The sequence below is a fragment of the Sphingobacterium sp. R2 genome, assembly GCF_040760075.1.
Taxonomy (GTDB): domain Bacteria; phylum Bacteroidota; class Bacteroidia; order Sphingobacteriales; family Sphingobacteriaceae; genus Sphingobacterium.
On the sequence record NZ_CP142884.1, the window covers coordinates 4,370,512 to 4,385,152 of the forward strand.

At 36.9% G+C, this 14,641-nt stretch carries 22 protein-coding genes; 15 read left to right on the forward strand and 7 right to left on the reverse strand.

Going from position 1 to position 14,641, the window contains the following annotated elements:
* Positions 1-321 precede the first annotated feature (321 nt).
* From VXM68_RS18260 to VXM68_RS18290, 7 genes are read left to right on the forward strand one after another with little or no spacing between them, the layout of a single operon-like run.
* On the forward strand, positions 322-693 hold the full coding sequence (locus VXM68_RS18260) for a hypothetical protein (RefSeq protein WP_367209604.1): 372 nt from the start codon (positions 322-324) through the stop codon (positions 691-693).
* 20 nt (positions 694-713) lie between these two features.
* Positions 714-1,391, forward strand: coding sequence for a hypothetical protein (locus VXM68_RS18265; protein WP_367209605.1), 678 nt, complete (start codon positions 714-716; stop codon positions 1,389-1,391).
* Between the two features lie 35 nt (positions 1,392-1,426).
* A complete protein-coding gene (locus VXM68_RS18270; RefSeq protein WP_367209606.1) occupies positions 1,427-1,972 on the forward strand; it encodes an NIF family HAD-type phosphatase in 546 nt (181 codons plus the stop codon).
* Positions 1,973-2,023: 51 nt separating this feature from the next.
* Positions 2,024-2,566, forward strand: a complete 543-nt coding sequence (locus VXM68_RS18275; RefSeq protein WP_367209607.1) for a hypothetical protein — start codon at positions 2,024-2,026, stop codon at positions 2,564-2,566.
* 30 nt (positions 2,567-2,596) lie between these two features.
* Positions 2,597-2,935: a hypothetical protein gene (locus VXM68_RS18280; protein WP_367209608.1), complete on the forward strand. Its 339-nt coding sequence runs from the start codon at positions 2,597-2,599 to the stop codon at positions 2,933-2,935.
* 2 nt (positions 2,936-2,937) lie between these two features.
* Positions 2,938-3,279 (forward strand): metallophosphoesterase, encoded by a 342-nt coding sequence (locus VXM68_RS18285; RefSeq protein ID WP_367209609.1) that lies wholly within the window; start codon positions 2,938-2,940, stop codon positions 3,277-3,279.
* A 21-nt stretch (positions 3,280-3,300) separates the two neighbouring features.
* Positions 3,301-3,609, forward strand: coding sequence for a hypothetical protein (locus tag VXM68_RS18290; RefSeq protein ID WP_367209610.1), 309 nt, complete (start codon positions 3,301-3,303; stop codon positions 3,607-3,609).
* A gap of 177 nt (positions 3,610-3,786) precedes the next feature.
* Here VXM68_RS18290 and VXM68_RS18295 read toward each other — a convergent pair whose 3' ends face one another.
* Positions 3,787-5,262, reverse strand: coding sequence for an IS66 family transposase (locus tag VXM68_RS18295; protein ID WP_367209611.1), 1,476 nt, complete (start codon positions 5,260-5,262; stop codon positions 3,787-3,789).
* A 615-nt stretch (positions 5,263-5,877) separates the two neighbouring features.
* On the opposite strand from VXM68_RS18295, the gene VXM68_RS18300 reads away from it, so the two are divergent.
* From VXM68_RS18300 to VXM68_RS18315, 4 genes are all read left to right on the forward strand, one after another.
* Positions 5,878-6,159: a hypothetical protein gene (locus VXM68_RS18300; RefSeq protein ID WP_293953834.1), complete on the forward strand. Its 282-nt coding sequence runs from the start codon at positions 5,878-5,880 to the stop codon at positions 6,157-6,159.
* The gene (locus tag VXM68_RS18305) at positions 6,156-7,199 is read left to right on the forward strand and encodes a hypothetical protein (protein ID WP_367209612.1); all 1,044 of its coding nucleotides are present in this window, start codon (positions 6,156-6,158) and stop codon (positions 7,197-7,199) included. Before VXM68_RS18300 ends, VXM68_RS18305 begins: the two co-directional genes overlap by 4 nt.
* A gap of 63 nt (positions 7,200-7,262) precedes the next feature.
* Positions 7,263-7,439: a hypothetical protein gene (locus tag VXM68_RS18310; protein WP_293953831.1), complete on the forward strand. Its 177-nt coding sequence runs from the start codon at positions 7,263-7,265 to the stop codon at positions 7,437-7,439.
* Between the two features lie 5 nt (positions 7,440-7,444).
* The gene (locus VXM68_RS18315; protein WP_367209613.1) at positions 7,445-7,768 is read left to right on the forward strand and encodes a hypothetical protein; all 324 of its coding nucleotides are present in this window, start codon (positions 7,445-7,447) and stop codon (positions 7,766-7,768) included.
* 303 nt (positions 7,769-8,071) lie between these two features.
* On the opposite strand, the gene VXM68_RS18320 is transcribed toward VXM68_RS18315, so the two are convergent.
* The gene (locus VXM68_RS18320) at positions 8,072-8,332 is read right to left on the reverse strand and encodes a hypothetical protein (protein WP_293953828.1); all 261 of its coding nucleotides are present in this window, start codon (positions 8,330-8,332) and stop codon (positions 8,072-8,074) included.
* A 381-nt stretch (positions 8,333-8,713) separates the two neighbouring features.
* Positions 8,714-8,956 carry a hypothetical protein gene (locus tag VXM68_RS18325; protein WP_367209614.1) on the reverse strand — a complete coding sequence of 81 codons (243 nt, stop codon included), beginning with the start codon at positions 8,954-8,956 and terminating at the stop codon, positions 8,714-8,716.
* A gap of 777 nt (positions 8,957-9,733) precedes the next feature.
* Here VXM68_RS18325 and VXM68_RS18330 point away from each other — a divergent pair.
* Positions 9,734-9,931, forward strand: coding sequence for a hypothetical protein (locus VXM68_RS18330; protein ID WP_367209615.1), 198 nt, complete (start codon positions 9,734-9,736; stop codon positions 9,929-9,931).
* Positions 9,932-10,138: 207 nt separating this feature from the next.
* On the opposite strand, the gene VXM68_RS18335 is transcribed toward VXM68_RS18330, so the two are convergent.
* From VXM68_RS18335 to VXM68_RS18350, 4 genes are all read right to left on the reverse strand, one after another.
* Positions 10,139-10,669, reverse strand: a complete 531-nt coding sequence (locus VXM68_RS18335; RefSeq protein WP_367209616.1) for a DUF6705 family protein — start codon at positions 10,667-10,669, stop codon at positions 10,139-10,141.
* Positions 10,670-10,816: 147 nt separating this feature from the next.
* Positions 10,817-11,194 (reverse strand): RES family NAD+ phosphorylase, encoded by a 378-nt coding sequence (locus VXM68_RS18340; protein ID WP_367209617.1) that lies wholly within the window; start codon positions 11,192-11,194, stop codon positions 10,817-10,819.
* 11 nt (positions 11,195-11,205) lie between these two features.
* A complete protein-coding gene (locus VXM68_RS18345; RefSeq protein ID WP_367211310.1) occupies positions 11,206-11,439 on the reverse strand; it encodes a sce7725 family protein in 234 nt (77 codons plus the stop codon).
* A gap of 7 nt (positions 11,440-11,446) precedes the next feature.
* Positions 11,447-12,193 carry a sce7726 family protein gene (locus tag VXM68_RS18350; protein ID WP_367209618.1) on the reverse strand — a complete coding sequence of 249 codons (747 nt, stop codon included), beginning with the start codon at positions 12,191-12,193 and terminating at the stop codon, positions 11,447-11,449.
* A gap of 261 nt (positions 12,194-12,454) precedes the next feature.
* Here VXM68_RS18350 and VXM68_RS18355 point away from each other — a divergent pair, with 261 nt between their 5' ends.
* The 3 genes from VXM68_RS18355 (at position 12,455) to VXM68_RS18365 (ending at position 14,559) form a co-directional block, all read left to right on the forward strand.
* Positions 12,455-13,657, forward strand: coding sequence for a hypothetical protein (locus VXM68_RS18355; protein ID WP_367209619.1), 1,203 nt, complete (start codon positions 12,455-12,457; stop codon positions 13,655-13,657).
* Between the two features lie 108 nt (positions 13,658-13,765).
* Positions 13,766-14,083, forward strand: a complete 318-nt coding sequence (locus VXM68_RS18360) for a hypothetical protein (RefSeq protein WP_294347361.1) — start codon at positions 13,766-13,768, stop codon at positions 14,081-14,083.
* A 158-nt stretch (positions 14,084-14,241) separates the two neighbouring features.
* Positions 14,242-14,559 carry a hypothetical protein gene (locus tag VXM68_RS18365; RefSeq protein WP_294347359.1) on the forward strand — a complete coding sequence of 106 codons (318 nt, stop codon included), beginning with the start codon at positions 14,242-14,244 and terminating at the stop codon, positions 14,557-14,559.
* The last annotated feature ends 82 nt before the right edge of the window (positions 14,560-14,641 follow it).

The following is a 14,641-nucleotide window of genomic DNA, read 5'->3' on the forward strand; positions in this document are numbered from 1 at the left end:
CGAATATCGTCCTTTATCCACTTTAATTCTCCACGTTGTATCAGGACTATATACTTTTGCACGTGATCATCGCTCAATAAACAATCGTCTTCAAGGCTTTCTCAAATTATAAAAAACCTCAATTCCTTGTCAATAGCTAGTGGTATCTCCTTAAAAATTCCGATAGCTTCAGACTCCTAATTTAATGGCGCATCCACTAAATTGTAACAAGTGACTTGGCAAAACAGCTCCACTTTCGTATCTTCGATACAGCTACGACGAGTCTCCGCGCCAATTACCTACAAGCATAACACGACACATCAAGAAAACACAATTGCATTTATGACACCGACAGAAAAACTGACATCCATTTTGACAGAACAATATATTTCAGAAGATGGCGACGAATATAAAGTAGAACTAAAAGAAGGTTTGACCAACCAACAGATTGACGAATTAGCCAAAAAACTGCCGACAGGACAAATTCCGCCAGAGATAAGAGAATTACTACAATTTGCAAGCGGCTTTGAATTTTTTGGACTTGAAGGAATCACATTTGACGGAGTAGGTCAATTCGGATTTGAAGAGTTTTTTCCTAATTCAGTTCAACTAGCGGGAGATGGATTTGGGAATTTTTGGATTTTAGATGTAGACAAAAATGGAAGCTGGGGTGATTTAAAATTAGAACATGGCACAAGAATACTAAATAATTAAAGCGATAAAACTGACTGAAAATGACCGACAATATCGAACAATTTTTTAATGCATATCTGACCAGAGATGTAAGTTCTGTTTACACAGAAGATGTTCCAAGGGAAATGATGGCATCCGAGGTAAACGAAGATGGCTGGTACGAATGGAAGCTTATTCCTGGATCATTAAGTAATGATGATTACAAAAAAGTGGCTGCAGAATTTGGCACTTCATTACCCGTTAGCTTTATTGAATGGCATAAGCGCTATTTCTTTGCCGACTGTGATTGTTCAATCGTCAGACTACCTCACTCTTTGCCTTCTCAACCGTTAGCTGAAATAACAGTTAATCTGGATTGGTACCTAGCTGAACAACTCATCCCACTTGGCCTGATCCCCTTTGCGAATGAAGGTAATGATACAGGGCCACTGGTATTTGATACAAGAGGCTCCGTCGAAACAAATGATTATCCGATCAGAGTCTACGACCATGAATATGATGGTGATCTCGACGGACTGAGCGAAATTATCTTTTCGTCATTCAACAAGATGCTGGCATGCTTAACCCATTTTTTAAACGAAACTAATACAAGAAAAAATTTTGAAGTGATCGCTGACTTTTATACTATAGACCCAAACGGTGCTGGGTCTACTGGTCGATCATATTGGGAAAGCTGGATAACAATGGGCCGGGCGAACTTTGAGGAATTTGGATATTAAAGTCAGAACCCCGGAAATGAACCGGTATAAATAATATGAAGGAAACTCTTTTGGTATTGGATTTGGACGAAACATTGCTGTACGCTACAAAAGATAAGCTGCAACAGCGGGAAGACTTTGTTGTAGGGCCTTATTATGTATATGTCCGTCCAAATTTAGCCTATTTTTTATCAGAGTTGGTTGGAGATTTTAAACTGGCTATTTGGAGCTCTGCGGATGATACTTACGTGCATGAGCTCGTTGATAAAATAAAACCAGACGCTGTCGATTTTGAATTTATCTGGGGAAGATCTCGCACAACAAAAAAACGGATCAGTGTGACTGATGAATATTATTACGTAAAAAGGTTATCCAAAGTAAAACGTAAAGGCTTCTCATTGGAAAGAACGCTTATAATAGACGACACCGCTGAAAAATCAATGCTGAACTATGGCAATGCAATCCAAATAGCTGAATTTACAGGGAACGCCAACGATGATGAGTTACTCCTATTGGCTTCTTACCTAAAACAATTAAAGAATGTACGGAATGTCAGACAAATCGAAAAAAGATATTGGAGGAATCAAGATTTGCCGACATAGACGATTATAATAACGATCGGGGTTCATGAAGTAAAATCTAAAAACAGGAAAATGCAAATTATTAGAATAACCACGACTTCACTCTGCTGCATTTTGGCGGGCTTTATTTCTTCAGTTTTCATCAAATGGGATTGGTCATTTATCCTTATTCCGACATTAATATCATTTGCCGTAACATTAAGCAATTTTGATAGGATCAGTTTTCCCAAGAAATTGGTAGGCATACTCCTACATTGGTTTTTGAGTATTGTTATCTTTATCATCACGATTGGCATCACTGTATTTATTCTTTCTCCGATGGGAATGCATGCGATGTATATTGGTTCGGCTTTAGCTGCCATACTATTTGCACTTATTACGAATATAAACTTGACTTTTCCAAAGTTCTGGCTGTCAATGGTGGTTATATTCGTCTTGTCTTTATTAGTATGGCCGATAGCAGATTATATGCACGCCCATCCAACATTTAAATTCGCAGCATTAAATGGGCGTGAGAATATCGTCACCATTTGGTGCTCACTTGTTGGATTTGGAGTTGCATTGGGTATACATCATAAGAAGTACAATCCCGATGACAACTCATTACTGCGATAAATTGATTCATTTTTGAAAAAGTCATGATATATGTCTGATTTCATAGCGCAGCTTCATTATAGAACACCACAAGAAGGTGGAAGAGAGACTCCTGCTTTCTCTAAATATAGACCTCAGATCAAATTTGATTTTGATGAAATGCAAACATCAGGTGAACAAACATTTATCGATAAAGATACAGTGTATCCCGGAGAGGAAATTAAAGCGGCGATTCGATTAGCGGGTGTCATATATTTTAGAGGAAGACTCGCCGAAGGTATGTTATTTGAATTTCTGGAAGGCCCCCGTGTGATCGGTACAGGAAAGATCTTAGAAATATTGAATTATACATTGAAAATAGACGATGGCAGTACGATTGAAGATAATTAAAAATGAAAATTCATATCATTAGCGACCTACATAGAGAATTTGGATACAATGATATAAATCTATGGATAGCTGATGTTCTTGTTTTGGCCGAAGATACTGATCTAGGGGTTAAAGGGATCAGCTGGCTCAAATCACTTTCTTTGGATATACCGATCATCTATGTGCTGGGCAATCACGAGTATTATAAAGGAGCCTATCCGAAAACACTAATTAAGATCAAGGATGCTGCGAGCAATTCAAATATCCATGTGCTGGAAAATGAATCTTTGGAGATAGACCACGTTTGTTTCCATGGCTGCACACTCTGGACTGATTTTTCCTTAAAAGGCAATCCTGTAGTTTAAGGATCGCTATGCCAAAGCCGTATGAATGATTATAAGAAGATCAGATTAGGTGACAATTATGCCAAATTAAGAAGCATCGATACGTTTAGAGTCCACCAAACTTCGAGGCAATGGCTGACAGAAAGTCTTCGTGTGAGTGGAGCAAAACATAACATCGTAGTGACGCATCATGCTCCAAGCATTCGATCCTTACCAATGAAGTATTTGGACGATCCGATCAGCGCTGCCTACGCCTCGGATATGGAAGACATTATAATAAAGCATCAGCCTTCCTATTGGATCCATGGCCATCCTGCTGTGTCATTTTCTTTACTGCGCGAAAACCAATAATAAAAGGTCGCTTCGTTGATCCCATTTTCCGCGCAGTAAGCTTTCTTACTTTTTCCGCTCCGATGCCAGTCTGCTATCATACACAGCATACGCTCGCCTTTTTCTTCTAAGTGGTTCATACAGCAAAGCTAACGCCTAATGCGATCTAAGGCAATATGTACGTATCCGCCCGACTAACTACATGTCAGTTGATTTTTTGAAGTTCTGTGGAAAAAGTTCCTTTAAGTTTTTATGGTTTATAGACATGATTTTTTCCAGCGTGTGCTTTAACCACTGGAACGGATTTACCTCGTGCTTTTTGCAGATAGCAAAGAACGAGTAGATCATTGCAGCCCGCTGTGCTGCTTCATGGCTTCCTGCAAAGAGATAGTTTTTTCGTCCCAGGGCAACAGGGCGAATAGTATTCTCGACAAGATTATTATCAATAAGTAGATTTCCATCATAGAGGTATGCTGATAGCGCATCCCATCTAGCGTATGCATAGGCCATTGCTTTTCCGATCTGGCTTTTAGGGAGCGTATTCTTTATCTCTTCAAAGATCCACTTGCCCAGATCATTGATTATAGGTAAGGATCCTTCCAGCCGTAGTTCCTTTATCTTTTCTGGGGAAAGATTATCCTGTTTTGCTTTTCGCTCGATAGTATATAGCTGCTGTATCATCAACAGCGCTTTTTCTGCTCTGGGTCTGTCATTCTCCAAAGCTTTTTCGAACTCACGGCGCGCGTGTGCCCAGCAGGCCAGGTGTGTCACCTCTTTCTTTTTGGCATACTTTTCATAAACACCATATCCATCCGTCTGGAGATATCCTTTAAAGTTTCCAAGCATGGGCACGGCAGCAGCGCCACCACGGGTGGGACTATATTCAAATAGCACGATACCATCCAATGGAGCGTGATAGACCCAATAATAACCGGTATGGGCAGCTCCTTTTTTATCGCTGTCCAGTACTTTTATCGGTGTCTCATCAACCTGTAAATATCCCTGTGTTTTGGTCTGGAAGATAAGCTGCTCATAAAGGGGGTCTAGTTTTTCGAGTGCCTGTTTTGTCCAACCTTCGATCGTTGATGAGGGGATCTGTATGTTTTCCCTTGCGAAGATCTGCTTTTGGCGGTATAATGGGAGGTGATCCATATACTTATGTGTTAGGATCATCGCCAGCAGGCCTGCCCCGGGGATGCCTTTATCGATGACACGCTCGGGAAGCCCTGCGATGGATATACCATCTCCGTCTTTAGCCGCATATTTATAACGGATGTAACGTTTGATATAGAACTTTGCAGGCTCGCACTCCAGCTCTTCGGTAATCTCTTTTCCAATACATACCATTTCAGACATGTCTCCTTCGGGGTGAATCTCGACCTCTTCTACCGGTAGATGTTCAAGTAACTTCGCACGTCCTTTATGGTGAGGACGTTTACGGACATACTCGATCTTTTCCTTGATTTCCTCCTGTTGCTGAACAACTTCGGCCGGCTCTGCTTCAAAGGGTAGCATGGTCTGGTTTGGGTCTCCTTCGAAGCGTTCACGCTTCTGTCCGAACTGCATACGATTGTACATGGCAAGTTGTGACTTTAGATAATCTATCTCTTCATCACGGCTGGAAACAACCTTGATAAGGTCTTCTTTCGAGAGGTTTTCCAGCGCTTTTTCCATGCCATAAAGATACGCATTTATTGCCTTAATACCATTAAAAAAGCTGTTTTTGAGGTAACAAATAACGTTTTTTCTGTATACTCTTTACAACATGTATACCCTCGACCATCAATACCAGATCGCTCCAGGACAGCTCACCTTTCTTAAGTTCAGATGCACCAAAAGTTCCCTGCTCCAGACGTTTGTAGTAAATAATAAAGTAATTCTTTTCATCATTAATTTAAATCACACCAATATACATTATTTATTCTGAATTAAGATGTTTTCATATATTAACTTTCAAGATTATTATGAATTTTGGGATCAAGTTATTAGTCTGAAAGAATGTTGGGTTACGGGAAATCTTACCTGAATTAATTTTTAGCAGATATAGTTTTAAGTTAATTTTTCTCCAACAAGCATCACGAAGATTTAATTAATAGGCCGCACCTATCAAAGGATCAAAATGGATAGTTTTATCGCCAAAGGTTATACAGGGTACAATGGCGCGAGTGCGAAAGATGTATATCCACTGTTTTTACTATTCCTCACTCTACACTTTTGGGTAGTAATTCTCTATTAATGACACTTTCCATCTCAAATTTATTTATCTTAATGGCTAAATTATATTACCACGTGAAAAGATATTTAGTATTTGTTGCGCTGCTAGGGCTAGGCCTTGGCGCGTGTAAGAAGGAAGAATCGACCAAACCTAAAGATGATATCATCCTAATTGACGGAGAAGAGTTCGAAAAAGAATTCGTTTATAGGGCAACATCAAAAATACTGAATGTACCAAAAGACAGTATTTACTACAGTGCTGCGACATTTACCCTGAATATAGATTATCTTGAATTAAAAATTGATTTGAAAGTATTTGCGCAAGATTTGAGAACGGCTAGAGCAGAAAAGTTATGAAATTAGTTAAAATTTTAAGTGTCATTGCTCTACTAATTCTAAGTAAATTCGCTAGTGCCCAACTTATCAATTTAGAAACTGTGATGTATCCATTTGCACCAAAAGAAAATGGGGAAATTCTACTAAATTATAACCAACCTACAACGATTTACGCAACTTTTACTGTATCAAGGGCACTATCAGCTACAACGAATCTTTGGCCAGACTTACCAATCAAAGCTGAAATTGGTTTGTACCTTTTAAACTCTTCCGGTCCAAATACACAGATTAGTGTTATAAACATTTCAAATTCTGACTGGTATGGGCCACAGTATGCGGCTTCTAAAGTCATTGAAAAAGAAATAGTCATTCCAGCAGGTGCAGTCACCCTGGCGAATCCAAGTACAGGTATTTTGGCACAATGGAGATTTTACAAAGAGGGATATCCAAGTCCATATAATATCAATGGATGGACTGATTGGGTAAATAAAATGTATACCCCTGTAAAATTAAATCCTAATCAAATTCCAGGATCAACATTCACTGGACCAGCTTCTATTTGCGATGAGGGTATTTATACAATTTCTAATCCTTATACTGTTAGTTTAGAAAATGCGTCAGGGATTGCAACGTTAACAGCATTAGGAAATAATCAGTGGAAAGTAACTAGGATAGGTACAGCGAATGGCGTTGTTAGTTTGAGATCAATAAAAAACGGTAAAATTTTTGAAAGAGAAATAATGATCGGAGCAAGGATTAACGGAGGTATTTCAGGTTCTACGACTGTTTTCCCTGGAAAAAGTTACGAATACAATTTGACTTTAAACGATAATATTTCGAATTATCAAAATCTAACATTCACTGGTACTAGCGGTATGAATGTGCAGATAATATCGCCAACGAAAGTTAAATATACTGTACTCAGTAATTATGCTTTTGCACCAGGAGAAACAGAAAGAAATACCACAATTCAGGTAACCGCGAACATTCCGGGATGTGGATATGCAACTATCGAATTTCCAATAGTAGTAATAAATCCAAAACCAACACAGGTTAATTAATTTGTAGTAAAAGCCTAGACCAAAATCTAGGCTTTTACCCAATATACCTTATGATCCGTCAACGTGAGTCAGGACAGCATCGTTGCTGCACGATGGAAGCTTATCTCCTTTTCTGTGAAAACCGAAGATGACGCCGCCAAATATACTAAAATGACTGTACACGATAAGAGAATGGGCATGAAAGGCTATCATCTTTACAGCAAAAATGGCCTTACCTTGTATGTTTTCAGGAAATCTTAAGGTGTTTGGGAGCTTGCATATGGACAACTAGCGGACGACATCAAGGAGCAAGCATTGATGCGCTTATACTTCGTTTTGATGATGACGTGCCCGAGCTATTCTATCATAAAGGTAAAATCGAGATAGTAGAGGTACGCGCAAAAAAAGAGGGCTTTTTGCACATTTATCTCAATAATGCCTATGTAGGAAGTATTCAGTATTTCACCTTTACGAAGCAATTCAATTACCACATTGAAGACAATAGCATGCTCACCAATGATCACGCGCAAAAGTACATCGCTATGATCCAACGTGGGGAATTAAAGTGGATAAAAGATGATATTCGATAATTTTGCGCTCTATCGTGAACCAAAGGTTATAGAGATAACTCAATTAATGGGTGGTTATTTTCAAGTATACATTGTTAAGTACTTTATAACAAACATATAACAACCAAGGGATGGCGGGTATGTATTGGGGTAACAGGTATTTTTAGCAAATCGTTTACACCCTCACTTCCGCTAGGTATAACGTCATCATTTACTCCCTCATTTACACCATCACTTACCCCCTCACCAATTCCAAGCCTAGGAAGCTCTAGCAAACGATGATCACCGTCCTTCTTCTAAATAGGATATGCTCGACCATAAGCCTTAATTGGCAATTGTATCCATACGACGATAAGTATATGCATCATGGTTAAGGGTGCCGGCGAGCGGAAAGAGAATAAGAAAGCCGGCTGCTGTCGACTCACTGGGCACTACTAAATCACCATGTTTATCTAATGCAAAGCAAATAGTTTTGGTGAAGAACCTATTGACTAATACATAGATTTCAAGATCGGTATTTCTGGAAGAAACAAAGTCTTGCGGTTCGGGCTTAACTTTCCTCGTTCTTTCACGCACGACATTCATAAAGTATCAATTAGTTTGAAATGGATTTTATTTCTTTGGGTGAGCTCCAATGAAGTTCTGTAAAGATAGTGCAGACTATCCGTTTTATAATAATTTGGTTCAATATAGTTCGATAGACAGTATTCATTATAGGCTGCACTCTTCTGCTGACTGCTATGATTATGGCCAATTATCTTCTGGGGATAATTATCAAAAATGTATGTCTCTTTTAAGCCTACCTTCGAAACGCTATGTGCCGCAGCATTCTGTGCTAAATATCTGGGCGATATGGAAGTGCAAGAGTTAAAAGAGAAAATAAATACCACTGAAAATAGTGCAATGGCTAGTGTGCGCATATTGTGATTTTTTTTTATGTCTATAATAAGCTCTTTTGTTCGACTTCTAAAAGGACAGGTGCTTTTTCACTTTGTCCAATGTACATGCAATGTCTACTAAAAATTTCATTCCTTTATCCTTCAAGTAGTCTACCACTTCATCAAGCGACGCATGGGTTGAAAGTCCAGAACTTCCAATTAAATTAGATCCGGTAATAAAACCGCCTATAAAACGGAATAAATCATCCGGAGGTATCACCAGTAATTCTTTTTCGAGCTCGTCAAAAGCTATTTTAAGTTCTCTTCTCATATTAATTTAAATTTTAAGTTTATTGACTCTGTTTACTCAAAAATTGCTTATTATACTTCATAATACCCTGTAATAACATTAAAATACTTGTAACGGATCATTTGGATCTTCTATATAATCTTTAATACGCAACTCCCTTTCTCTACCACTACCATCAAAAGTAAATGTTTTTATCAGGATTTAAGCGTACAAAAATCTCAATAACACTCGTGAAAGGATTGCCCCAGGATTGGTATGGAAGAAACAAGCGACGTTAATGGTCAACACTATCCTCGGCTTAATATGCTTCATAATTTTCACATAGGTATCGCTACAATTGATCATCTTCATTTCCATGCAAAAGCATTTTTTTTCCAAGAGTACCGTCTTTATTGACTATAGCCTGAATAATTAAATTGAATCTCCTGAAGGAACTATTATTTCCTTATACAGCGTATTTAAACGTTTGACAAATTTTAGTAAAAATGAGTGTCGGAAACCGCTAAAAACTGGTCCTGTATGCGAAAACGGTTTGATCGAAGTGGACAATGGTTCTACGACTAAAACAAAATTTCTTTCCTTCTTAGGGACTTCAATATTATTAGCGAATCTATTACTTAGGACAAATTTGTCTATCATCGGAAATTTCTTTTTAAAAACAACAGATCGCCAGCATATTTGAGGGAATAATAAGTCTTATATTTTGATCCTTTCAATATATTATACTCAATTTTCCCAAGTATATAAGTATCCGCCCAACCAAGTGCATATTTTATGAACGTTTTATAATTCCGAGTTTTGTTTAATGGGTTCAAAGGGAAAAAGAGATCAGATCCTGTCGATGATGGCAGATTGGCAGCAGAGCGCTATGAGGAAGAAGCAGTACTGTGGTTCAAGGGGGATCAAAGAGGCGAAGTTTCATTATTGGTTTTCTCGGAGCAGGGAGCAAAATGGTGCAACTGGAAGGCTGAAATTGGTCGTGGTATGCCGAATTAATACGTTTACTGCTATTAACTTTCAAGATTTTTACAAATCCTAGGGCTAAGGCAAATATCAAAGTTGGCCAACCACTTTAAACGGTTTCTTTAAGCTTACTTTAGATTAAAAAATTGCTTCTCTATAAATTACATAGATAAGCAATTAAATTAGCACTAACTTGTACTTGTCTAAATATCAATCGAATGCATTATAAACCAATTTTTTCTATTTAACTCTTTTCAACTCAATATTATTCGGAACGTGAAGTTTATATTGACCACCTTTACCATCTATACTTATCATTCCCCCACCTTCCGCTAATATAAGTTTTAAAACTAGTTTATCAGGATTTCCTTTGACATAAGTTAATGTTCCTCGGGCATTAACACGATTTTTAGTCTCCCTAAATCGAAAAGATAATACATTTTCATTATCTATTTTTTTATCAAAAGATCCGGTAGTTATGGTATTCTTACCACCAACGTCATAACCATCGATCAACGCACCGTCCTTTTTATAAGAATGGTAACCAACTGCGAAATCTAACTTATCACCATTAATTTTATTAAAATACTCTTCTTTTACTAAAACTATAGTAAACACTTCATCCTGCCCCTCATACTTCCAGGTACCATAAAATTTATTTAACCCAGCTGGCTTTAGGTGTCTACCTGATTCATTTCTATTATTCTTAGATTGGGAGAAAACACATCCTGTGATTAAAACCATCATAAATAAAATTGCTGTTTTTTTCATCTTTACCATTTTTATTCAATTTAACATGGATGGGATATTATAGCTATGATTACAAACTGTAAGTCTAAAGTATTGGTTTGAAAGAAGGACTATTTACGGGAAACCGTACACATAAAAATCTAGTTTAAAAAATTGAACATAAGCATGTTACCAATTATATTTCAAGCCTTTCACATGATAATGTTTCACTTCCGTACAAACTAAGTCAGTATCATTAAAAACTGCCAAGTTACAGCCTCCGGCCTTCATTGCGCTTCTATATTCTACCGCATGAAACCCTAATGACTTAATATACTCACAAAGATATTGGGTAGGCAAGTAATCAAGGTTTACATCTTGCTTCCGAACGGGTTTTGACAACTCTTCTTCGAGTTTTAACAAATAAGATCGGACCAACATAAACTCCTCAATATCAAATCCACGATCCTGAATTTCAAATGGTCCGTAATCTTCAATATTTTTTAAGGAAATGACCTGCAATGGAGCCTTTAATGTAAAACGTCCGATACTAATGGACTCGTGCAAAGAAACCCGTGTTAAGTAAAAATGGATTCACTGTCACCTTTTAATTCTCCATGCTCAGTATTTACCACCAACTGTACACGGATATTAGCCCCGCTTAAAGCTTTAAGTGCTGTCCTTAGCGATGAGGTATTCTTCTTTACAGGTTCAATAATAGGAATGATCTTCTCTGGGTTTAATGGAAGCCCTACAGGTTCACGTAATGCAATTAACTCAAATTGCTTACCTCGGAGATACGGGAAATATATAAGCGCTTTATAATAATAGGTTCTTACTTAGATTATTAATCATAGTAAGATACGACTTTTTATTGTATTTCGCCTGATAAAAAGAGAAGTTAACGAATGAAGGTACATCGCCAAGAGTCAAGTATAAATTGGTTTGTGGATCAATACGACTTTTTAAGATATGGCAATACATTGCTTGGACTTCTTCTACTGGCAGCTCCGTTAATATTTCCAGACATGCTCGATAATAAAATACTGGTGTTACGTCAGGTAGAAAACCTACCAGTTCTTTTATAAGCCGGCTATATTCAGGTTTTCGCAAGGACGACATCATGTAGCTTGCATCAAGACAAGCTGTGTATTTGACAGCAGCACGATATTCAGAAACCTCTCCCTCTTCTGTATAGATCAATACGCCTACGTAAGAAGGAAGTACCCGAAGATATTTGTTTAGCAAGGAAACGTGCGTAAATAGATAAACCTCGGTAAAAGCTCGGTAATAATCGTTCAACTGACTTTCTAAGCGTTCGGGGGAATCCAGCTCGGTCTTTATTTCAAAAACCTTATTTGTGCCGTTGACAAGCACCGTATCTGCAATGGACTGACCAACACGAAACTCATTGAGTAGAATGGTGTCATCTAAGGAATAGTTTTTCAAGACATACTCATTGAGCAACTTATTCTTGTAGATATATTCGTGCCTATAATTTTGTTCAAGGATCTGATAAGAATGTGCGATTAAATCGCCTAATTGGTTGGGTTTATTTCCAACCATTTCATTTCAACCTACATACTTTTTCATCTTCCTGATATAAGAAGACTGATTGGTACTGCTTGAAAGCTTCTTGAATGACGCATGAGACACCAAAGAAGCCAATTCTCGCAAGTTCGCTTTGTCGTATGTGAGATCGGATTGCATATAGCAAATTTAAAAACTTATCGCGACTTAACGAAAATGATATGTGCTGATTTATTATTTGAAGAAGCAAAGAGGATTTTTCGCTACCTTTGTTTTTAATATTAACCTTAGAAAAAAATGAATTTCGGAAAAGTATGTTTAAGAAGCATGCTATTGTTAGGGATTAGCTTATCAAGCTATTTTTCTACGAAAGCACAATATAATAAGATAGACTACGATAATAGCAATTATCCCGAATTGATCATCGAACAAATTGATCAATACGATTATAGTACTGTCATTCATTTTTCATACACAAGCATTACATCTCTGGAATTAAATGGATCTGAGGATATACAACTTATTTCCAACGGAAAGGCAAAAAAATTATTGAATAGCTACAATCTCCCGTTGGATGAAAAGAAACATTTATTCAACGATTCTGGTGAAAAATTAAATTTTTCACTTGAATTTGAAAAAATAGATAATGTTAACGATGCCTTTGCTGTCCAAAGCGCAACGATTAAGAAATTCAACCTTCCTCATTTAAAGATCGATAGTTCACAATCAACAGCGTTTTTAGATGTTGATGCATTCATTGGTAAAACACCTTCGAGAGAATTTTACATCTTCTACAATGAAGGCTCCCCCGTACTACGGTATGCATACAAAGGAATGATTATCGCGATTAAATTGGCCATTGAAGAAAACTATGGGAAATTTTTTCAGCCACAGATTTTTGTACAAAATTACAACAAGAAAGATATATTGTTAGATCCATCCAAAATATATGCTCAATATGAAGTGAAATCCAAATTCTTTACTGCTCCAATTTTTGACTATAAAAAATACCTTTCAATGGTCAAGAAAATCCAAAAGAGTGAGATGTTTTGGAATGGGCTATCTGAGGGGCTCGCAGCTGTTGCAGCTGGTTATTCTTTTATATCTTCAAACTCGAACACATATGTAACTGCAAATGGTCGCTCTCTTAATTATGGATTTTTCGGAAATAATATGTACGCTGGAACTAGTTCTACGTCCATGACAGGTTCCATAAATACAAAATCAAATTCGACAGTATTTAATGGTGGCAACGCTTATATAGCCGCTCAATACGCCCGCCAAAATTTAGAAAGTTTGAAAGCAAAACAGGTTGATCGGCTTACGTCTATTCAAAATGGCTATATAAAGATGAACACAATATTCCCAAACACTGAGTATAGTGGTTATTGTAATATTCCGTTTAGATTAGACATTAATTCATTTTTGATGAAAGTTGAAATTAATGGTAGCGATTTCTTCTTTGAGTGGGACAACGATAAATTAAATTCAATGCTTTAGGAACTCGTAGGATTGATATTGTTTTAGCTAATTGCTATTTACTATTTTAATCTTATAAGTCCTCAGTATAAACCTATTGAAGCATTTAGCTCAGTTTAATATACCAACATGATGAAAAAAATACTATTCGCTATATTATCAATCCTTACGTTGTCTCTAAGTGCGCAAAACAAATATGCTACAACGACGGATGGAAAGACGGTATTATTAAAAAGCGACGGAACCTGGGAATATGTAAAAGACAAATCTACATCATCAAATATCAATCAATTTAAAAGTACAAGCTCCTCCCCTTCGCCGCGCAAAACAAATACATCTAAAAGTAGTTCTTCTTCGAGAAATTACATCCGTGGCCCTCGTGGAGGCTGTTATTATATTAACTCCAATGGCAACAAGACTTATGTTGACAGAAGCATGTGTAATTGATTGGGCAATCTATAAAAGTATGACAAAGATTATTATAGTAACATTAATTGTTTTAAACATTTTAACGCTAATAAGTTGTATTAATGGAGTGGCTGAAAAAAAAGTAATTCCTAATACAGATAATGAAATCACAAAAAATCTCAAAAGTGATTTAGATAATGAAAATTGTGGGCGTTTGGCTAGATTCTCATAGCTCAAAAAATTATAAATTACGAATAGGCCAAAAAGTGGTTTTGAAGGATAATAAACTTTATTTTGGTCCCTGTGACATAGACAATGAGTGTTTAGAATTAAATAGCGAGTCTATAGTACCATATACCGAAATTGCATATAATGGCGATGCCTATATTGACATTAATATTCCTGATCAAAAATTATTGATTACAAAAACAGGGGATCTTAAAATTTATGATCAACTAGGACTAGTCGCTACCTACCCATTTATATTCATAGATCCTTCTATTTTAAAATATTGATTTTGACATTCTTAAAATCAGATATATTATAGCATAATGGACTTTTGTATAATTTTGAGCGAATGGGAGTTATTGTGCCGAA

Bases quoted from the DNA above. Each gene is read 5' to 3' on its own strand.
- VXM68_RS18260 (WP_367209604.1), top strand. From the start codon at position 322: ATGACACCGACAGAAAAACTGACATCCATTTTGACAGAACAATATATT.
- VXM68_RS18265 (WP_367209605.1), top strand. From the start codon at position 714: ATGACCGACAATATCGAACAATTTTTTAATGCATATCTGACCAGAGAT.
- VXM68_RS18270 (WP_367209606.1), top strand. From the start codon at position 1,427: ATGAAGGAAACTCTTTTGGTATTGGATTTGGACGAAACATTGCTGTAC.
- VXM68_RS18275 (WP_367209607.1), top strand. From the start codon at position 2,024: ATGCAAATTATTAGAATAACCACGACTTCACTCTGCTGCATTTTGGCG.
- VXM68_RS18280 (WP_367209608.1), top strand. From the start codon at position 2,597: ATGTCTGATTTCATAGCGCAGCTTCATTATAGAACACCACAAGAAGGT.
- VXM68_RS18285 (WP_367209609.1), top strand. From the start codon at position 2,938: ATGAAAATTCATATCATTAGCGACCTACATAGAGAATTTGGATACAAT.
- VXM68_RS18290 (WP_367209610.1), top strand. From the start codon at position 3,301: ATGAATGATTATAAGAAGATCAGATTAGGTGACAATTATGCCAAATTA.
- VXM68_RS18295 (WP_367209611.1), bottom strand. From the start codon at position 5,262: ATGGAAAAAGCGCTGGAAAACCTCTCGAAAGAAGACCTTATCAAGGTT.
- VXM68_RS18305 (WP_367209612.1), top strand. From the start codon at position 6,156: ATGAAATTAGTTAAAATTTTAAGTGTCATTGCTCTACTAATTCTAAGT.
- VXM68_RS18320 (WP_293953828.1), bottom strand. From the start codon at position 8,332: ATGAATGTCGTGCGTGAAAGAACGAGGAAAGTTAAGCCCGAACCGCAA.
- VXM68_RS18325 (WP_367209614.1), bottom strand. From the start codon at position 8,956: ATGAGAAGAGAACTTAAAATAGCTTTTGACGAGCTCGAAAAAGAATTA.
- VXM68_RS18335 (WP_367209616.1), bottom strand. From the start codon at position 10,669: ATGAAAAAAACAGCAATTTTATTTATGATGGTTTTAATCACAGGATGT.
- VXM68_RS18350 (WP_367209618.1), bottom strand. From the start codon at position 12,193: ATGGTTGGAAATAAACCCAACCAATTAGGCGATTTAATCGCACATTCT.
- VXM68_RS18355 (WP_367209619.1), top strand. From the start codon at position 12,455: ATGAATTTCGGAAAAGTATGTTTAAGAAGCATGCTATTGTTAGGGATT.
- VXM68_RS18360 (WP_294347361.1), top strand. From the start codon at position 13,766: ATGATGAAAAAAATACTATTCGCTATATTATCAATCCTTACGTTGTCT.
- VXM68_RS18365 (WP_294347359.1), top strand. From the start codon at position 14,242: ATGAAAATTGTGGGCGTTTGGCTAGATTCTCATAGCTCAAAAAATTAT.